General features: G+C 67.0%; 5 protein-coding genes. All 5 read left to right on the top strand.

Features of this window, described 5'->3' with window-relative positions; all coding sequences use genetic code 11:
* Positions 1-143: 143 nt before the first annotated feature.
* Complete coding sequence (locus AAC050_RS13075) at positions 144-1376, top strand: thiamine pyrophosphate-dependent enzyme (protein WP_339915530.1); 1233 nt, start codon at positions 144-146, stop codon at positions 1374-1376.
* A gap of 2 nt (positions 1377-1378) precedes the next feature.
* Positions 1379-2455, top strand: a complete 1077-nt coding sequence (locus tag AAC050_RS13080; protein WP_339915531.1) for an alpha-ketoacid dehydrogenase subunit beta — start codon at positions 1379-1381, stop codon at positions 2453-2455.
* 1 nt (position 2456) lies between these two features.
* On the top strand, positions 2457-4196 hold the full coding sequence (locus AAC050_RS13085; protein WP_339915532.1) for a 2-oxo acid dehydrogenase subunit E2: 1740 nt from the start codon (positions 2457-2459) through the stop codon (positions 4194-4196).
* A gap of 165 nt (positions 4197-4361) precedes the next feature.
* The gene (gene lpdA / locus AAC050_RS13090) at positions 4362-5801 is read left to right on the top strand and encodes a dihydrolipoyl dehydrogenase (RefSeq protein ID WP_339915533.1); all 1440 of its coding nucleotides are present in this window, start codon (positions 4362-4364) and stop codon (positions 5799-5801) included.
* Positions 5802-6319: 518 nt separating this feature from the next.
* On the top strand, positions 6320-6898 hold the full coding sequence (locus tag AAC050_RS13095; RefSeq protein WP_339915534.1) for a hypothetical protein: 579 nt from the start codon (positions 6320-6322) through the stop codon (positions 6896-6898).
* Positions 6899-7145 lie beyond the last annotated feature (247 nt).

The following is a 7145-nucleotide window of genomic DNA, read 5'->3' on the forward strand; positions in this document are numbered from 1 at the left end:
TTTCTCCCAATGGAATTATGACGCAATAAAATACCCGAAAATGGCCTTGTGCAAGGTCAAAATTGAGCGAGCCATTGGTCGTGTCTCATGCTAAGGGGCGCGCTAAGAGGAAACGCGGTCGGTTCAACCAGGCGGCAGGATAGATGACGAAGAACACCCAACCACTGTCGCTGCGCGTGCCGGAGCCGTCGGGCCGGCCGGGAGATGCGACCGATTTCAGCCACTTGCAGCTGGATGCCGCCGGGGTCGTGGACCGGCCCCAGGTCTCGACCACCCCCTATGAGATGCGTGACCACGCCTTCCGTCTGATCCGGGTGCTGGACGACGATGGTCAGGCCGTCGGCCCGTGGAACCCGCGTCTGGACGCCGACACCCTGCGCAAGGGGCTCAAGGCCATGATCCTGACCCGCGCCTTCGACGACCGGATGCATCGCGCCCACCGCCAGGGCAAGACCAGCTTCTATATGAAATGCACCGGGGAAGAGGCCATCGCCGTCGCCCAGGGCATGATCCTGTCGCGCGAGGACATGGGCTTTCCCACCTATCGTCAGCAGGGTCTGCTGATCGCTCGCGGCTATCCGCTGGTGGCGATGATGAACCAGATCTATTCGAACGCGTCCGACCCCATCAAGGGCCGTCAGCTGCCGATCATGTATTCGGCCAAGGACTACGGCTTCTTCACCATCAGCGGCAATCTCGGCACCCAGGTGCCCCAGGCGGTGGGCTGGGCCATGGCCAGCGCCTACAAGGGCGATGACAAGATCGCCATCAGCTGGATCGGCGACGGGGCCACGGCCGAGGGCGACTTCCACAACGCCCTGACCTTCGCCAGCGTCTATCGCGCCCCGGTCATCCTCAACATCGTCAACAACCAGTGGGCCATCAGCTCCTTCATGGGCATCGCCGGCGGGCTTGAGACGACCTTCGCCTCCAAGGCTATCGGCTACGGCCTCCCGGCCCTGCGTGTCGACGGCAATGACTTCCTCGCCGTCTGGGCCGCGACCCAGTGGGCCGAGGAACGGGCCCGCACCAACCAGGGCGCGACCGTCATCGAGCTGTTCACCTACCGTGGTGCGCCGCACTCGACCTCGGACGATCCCAGCCGCTACCGCCCCGCCGACGAGCACGACAAATGGCCGCTCGGCGACCCGATCGCCCGGCTGAAACAGCATCTGATCGCGCTCGGCGAATGGTCCGACGACCAACAGACCGCCGCCGAGGCCGAGGCCGTCGACCAGGTCCGCGCCGCCGGCAAGGAGTCCGAGGCCATCGGCACCCTCGGCCAGTCGCGCCCCTCGGTGAAGACGATGTTCGAAGAGGTCTATGCGACCGAGGACTGGCGTCTGGTCGAGCAACGCCGCGAGGTCGGGGTCTGACCATGAGCGACAAAGCCAATAAAGAGACCGCTGCCGTGCAGCCCCAGATCACGCCCATGAACATGATCCAGGCGCTGAACTCGGCCCTGCACGTGAAGATGGCCGAGGATCCGAACGTCCTGTCGTTCGGCGAGGACGCCGGCTATTTCGGCGGCGTGTTCCGCGTCACCGACCAGCTGCAGCAAAAGCACGGCCTGACCCGCAGTTTCGACGCCCCGATCAGCGAATGCGGCATCGTCGCCGCCGCCATCGGCATGGGCAGCTACGGCCTGCGTCCGGTGGTCGAGATCCAGTTCGCCGACTACATCTATCCGGCCTATGACCAGATCGTCTCCGAGGCGGCCAAGCTGCGCTACCGCTCGGGCGGCCAGTTCACCGCCCCGATCGTGGTGCGTTCGCCCTACGGCGGCGGCATCTTCGGCGGCCAGACCCACAGCCAGTCGCCGGAAAGCCTGTTCACCCATATCGCCGGGCTCAAGGTCGTCATTCCGTCAAACCCCTATGACGCCAAGGGCCTGCTGACCGCGGCCATCGAGGACGACGACCCGGTCATCTTCCTCGAGCCGAAACGCCTCTACAACGGCCCGTTCGACGGCTGGCACGAGAAGCCGGTCAGCCCGTGGAAGACCCAGGACCTGGCCCAGGTCCCGACCGGCAAATACATCGAGCCGATCGGCAAGGCGCGGATCATGCGCGAGGGCAATGACGTCACCATCCTCGCCTACGGCACCATGGTCTGGGTCTCCCTGGCCGGGGCCGAGCACGCCGGGGTCGACGCCGAAGTCATCGACCTGCGCACCCTGGTGCCGCTGGACATCGAAACCATCGAGGCCAGCGTGAAGAAGACCGGCCGCTGCGTCATCGTCCACGAGGCCCCGAAGACCTCGGGCTACGGCGGTGAGCTGTCAGCCCTGGTGCAGGAGCGCTGCTTCTATCATCTGGAGGCCCCGATCGCCCGGGTCACCGGTTGGGACACCCCCTATCCGCACGCGTTCGAATGGGAATATTTCCCCGGCCCGCAACGGGTGTCCGACGCCTTGAAATCCGTCATGTCTGGCCAAAACACGGGGGCGCGCTGAGATGGGTCGTTTCGTCTTCAAACTGCCCGACGTGGGTGAGGGCACCGCCGAGGCCGAACTGGTCGCCTGGCACGTCAAGGTCGGTGACACCGTCGCTGAGGACCAGATCCTCGCCGACATCATGACCGACAAGGCCACGGTCGAGCTGACCAGCCCGGTCGCCGGCACCGTCACCGCCGCCCACGGCGAACCCGGCCAGCAACTGGCCGTCGGCTCGCCGCTGGTCGAGTTCGAGGTCGAGGGCGCGGGCAATTCCGGTGAGGTGCCCGCCTCTTCTCCCTTCCCCCTTGATGGGGGAAGGGCCGGGGATGGGGGTGACACTGCATCCGCGTCGACCGCCGCCGCCGAAACCGCACCCGCCGTCCCCCCCACCCAACCCTCCCCCATCAAGGGGGAGGGCTCGAGTGGGTCCGCCCCCGGCGCCAACCACATCTTCAAACTGCCCGACGTCGGCGAGGGCACGGCCGAGGCCGAACTGGTCGGCTGGCATGTGAAGGTCGGCGACACCGTCGTCGAGGACCAGATCGTCGCCGACATCATGACCGACAAGGCCACCGTCGAACTGACCAGCCCGGTCAGCGGCACGGTCGTCGCCCTGCACGGTGAACCCGGCCAGCAACTCGCCGTCGGCGGCCCGCTGGTCAGCTTCAAGGTCGAGGGCAGGGGGAACATTGTCGCGTCCGCCGCCTCTGCTCCCTTCCCCCTTGATGGGGGAAGGGCCGGGGATGGGGGTGACAGTGCCGCCAAACGGCCCGCCGCTGCCCCCGCCGCCTCCAGCGCGAAACCGGCCACCGCTTCCACCCCCACCCAACCCTCCCCCATCAAGGGGGAGGGCTCCCGGAAATTGTCCGCCCGCAACCAACGCCCCCTCGCCTCCCCCGCCGTGCGTGACCGGGCCCGCGACCTCGGTATCGAACTGCAGTTCGTGCCCGGCTCCGGCCCGGCCGGACGCATTGAGCACGGCGATCTGGACGCCTTCGTCGCCTCGGGCGGTCGCGGATCGTCCGGGTCCGGATCATCGACCGGATCGACCTATGCCCAGGCCGACGGCACGACCGAGACCCGCATCATCGGCATCCGGCGCAAGATCGCCGAGAAGATGGCCGAGTCCGTGCGCCGCATCCCCCACATCACCTATGTGGAGGAGATCGACGTCACCGCGCTCGAGGACCTGCGCGCCCACCTGAATGCGACCAAGACCAGGGACCAGCCCAAGCTGACCCTGCTGCCCTTCCTCGCCCGGGCTATCATCCTGGCCCTGCGCGACCAGCCGACGATCAACTCGCACTACGATGACGAGGCCGGCGTCCTGACCACCCACGCCGGAGTGCACATCGGCATCGCCGCCCAGACGCCGAACGGCCTGATGGTGCCGGTGGTCCGCCACGCCGAGGCCCGCGATCCGTGGGACACGGCGCTGGAGATCGGCCGCGTCTCGACCGCGGCCAAGGACGGCAGCGCCAAGCGCGAAGACCTGACCGGTTCGACCATCACCATCACCTCGCTGGGCACCCTGGGCGGGGTCATCCACACCCCGATCATCAACCACCCCGAGGTCGCCATCGTCGGCCCCAACAAGATCGCCGAACGGGTGGTCGTGAAGAACGGCCAAATGGTCGTGCGCAAGATGATGAACCTGTCGTCCAGCTTCGATCACCGCATCGTCGACGGCCACGACGCGGCGGTGTTCGTGCAGCGGATCAAGGGCCTGCTGGAGCACCCGGCGACGTTGTGGATGTGAATGAAGACCCTTCTCCCGGTGGGAGAAGGTGGCCGGGCGAAGCCCGGCCGGATGAGGGTTTACGGTGCCGATGATCGACCTCTGTAACCCCTCACCCTCCCACTCGCTTCGCGAGTGGGCCCCTCCCTCTCCCGCCGGGAGAGGGGTCAGAATGGCGAGCAAGACATGACCCAGACCCTGAAAACCAAAGTCCTGATCATCGGCGCCGGCACCGGTGGCTATGTCGCGGGCATCCGCTGTGGCCAGCTGGGCCTCGAGACCGTGCTGGTCGACGGTGGTGACGGCCTCGGCGGCACCTGTCTGAACGTCGGCTGCATCCCGTCCAAGGCCATCATCCATGCGGCCTCGAAATTCGAGACGGTGGCCAAGGCCGCCAGCGGCGGCACCCTGGGCATCACGGCGGCCAAACCGGCGATCGACCTGGCCCAGACCACGGCGTGGAAGGACGGCATCGTCAGGAAGCTCAACAACGGCGTCGCCGCCCTGCTGAAGAAGTCCAAGGTCAAGGTCATCAAGGGCTGGGCCGAGTTCACCGACGCCAAGACCTGCACGGTGAAGACGGCCGAGGGCGACATCACCATCTCGGCCGAACACGTCATTCTCGCCACCGGCTCCGAGCCGGTCGAACTGCCGTTCCTGAAATTCGGCGGCGACGTCATCTCCTCGACCGAGGCCCTGTCGCTGGACAAGGTGCCCGGCAAGCTGGTCGTGGTCGGCGGCGGCTATATCGGGCTGGAACTGGGCATCGCCTTCCGCAAACTTGGCGCGGACGTCACCATCGTCGAAATGGCCGACCGCCTGCTGCCGCTCTACGACAAGGCCCTGACCGATCCGGTGCAGAAATGGCTCGAGAAGCACGGCGTCGACCTTTACCTCGGCGCGAAAGCCGGGTCGTTCGAGAAGGGCCAGCTCAACGTCACGACCAAGGACGGCAAAGAGATCAAGCTCAAGGCCGACAAGGTGCTGGTCACCGTCGGCCGCCGCCCGCGCACCCAGGGCTGGGGACTCGAAAACATGGGCGTGGCCATGGCCGGGCCGTTTGTGAAGATCGACGAGCGCTGCGCCACCTCGATGAAGAACGTCTGGGCCGTCGGCGACCTGACCGGCGAACCGATGCTGGCCCACAAGGGCAGCGCCCAGGGCGAGGTCGTCGCCGAGATCATCGCCGGGCGCGCTCAGGCAGCGAGCGGCCGCGCCGCGAGCGCTAGCGCCCAGGAAAAGACCTTCAACCCCGTCACCATCGCCGCCGTCTGTTTCACCGAGCCCGAGATCGTTTCCGCCGGCCTCGGCCCGCTCGACGTCGAGGGCCGCGACGACGTCATTCAGGCCGTCTTCCCGCTGGCCGCCATCGGTCGCGCCCTGGCCATCGAGGCCGGCGACGACGGCGGCTTCGTCCGTGTGCTGGCGTCCAAGTCTGACCACCGCCTGCTCGGCGTCCAGGCCGTCGGCCAGCACGTCGCCGAACTGTCCAACAGCTTCGCCCAGATGCTGGAGATGGGCGCGGTGCTGGAAGACGTCGCCGGCATTATCCACGTCCACCCCACTCTCGGCGAGGCCTTCCACGAGGCATCCCTGCGGGCGCTGGGACACGCCATTCATATCTGAATGGACCGCGGTCGTCGGCCCTGCGGGACCTCCCCCCCCTCCTTTGCTGTCGTCATCCCGGGGGCGCGCAGCGAACCCCGGGACCCAGCGGCGCGCGGAGCGCGATCTGTTCAGGCAGGGACCGTGCCGCCACGCCCTTCTCCCCTCGAGTCCCCCAAAAGCTGTCGTCATTCTGCGGCGCTCGCAGAGCGACCGGAGAACCCAGCGGCGCGGTCGCGTCAGCGATCGCGAAATCTGTCCACCGCATCGTGCCGGACCCTTTCGCGCTGCCGCGCGCCGCTGGGTCCTCCGGTCTCGCCCCCGCTGACGCGGGCGCTCGCCGCAGGATGACGACAGCGGGAGAGTGCAACAAACCCCGATCATCCCCGCGACCCGAAGGGCGGCGCGTAGCAGCCAGGGCGGGGACCCAGTGCTGTCGTGAGGCACCGGGTTTCGGGTAGGGAGCGGATCACGCGATCTGTATCTAGCTCCGGTTGACAAACTTGTCGGCCTCTCGTCCCTTCCGGGCGGGGTGATCCATGAAGCGATACAAAATTCTCGGCCTTGCGGCGCTCGCGGTCGGCCTGATTGTCGGTGTTGGCTGGGCGACGGTCGATCATTGGGCGCTACCGCTGGAGAACCGGATCTGGCCACCGGATGAACATGGGGCTCGGCCCTATGAGGTGGTTTCCGAAACCGCCGTCCATCCCTATCCCGAGGCGAAGACGGTTCGGCTGTTCGTCCAGACCGATGACCCCTCGTCGGACGGAGACTGGCTCGAACCGCAGGGCCGCCCCCTGAGCACCACCCAGAGGGCGGCGTTTGAGGCGACCCTGTCGAAACGGTCAAGCCGGGGAGGCGCGGTGGATGCCTGCTTCATCCCGCATCACTTCTTCCGCTATTACGACGATGTGGGGACGCTGGTCGCTGAGATCAGGGTCTGCTTCTGCTGCAGCGGTGCGGACGCCTTTCCGGCGCTGTTCCCGTTCGAGGGGGGCGTCTTCCTGCATCCCTACAGCAATAGCCTGAACTACGACCGCGAACGACTGGGAGCGCTGATCCGCAGTTGGGGTCTGCCGTCTGACGTCTGGTGCCGGGAGCGGGCGGAACCTCGCTGACGTCCCGGAGCGCTGCCGCTCGCCGCGCGATCTGTTCAGGCACGGACCGTCCCTCACGTCCTTCTCCCCTTGTGGGAGAAGGTGGCTCGCAGCGCGAGACGGATGAGGGGGCTGGTTCCGCCGCCGCCCCGTCAACGATCAGACTCAACCCGCTCCAGCCATCGTGCCCCGGACAGAGCCCCCTCATCCGGACGGCTCCGCCGCCCACCTTGTGTGTTGATCGTCTGATAGTCTGGCTTTGATCCGG

The sequence above is a fragment of the uncultured Brevundimonas sp. genome (genome assembly GCF_963974615.1).
Classification (GTDB): domain Bacteria; phylum Pseudomonadota; class Alphaproteobacteria; order Caulobacterales; family Caulobacteraceae; genus Brevundimonas.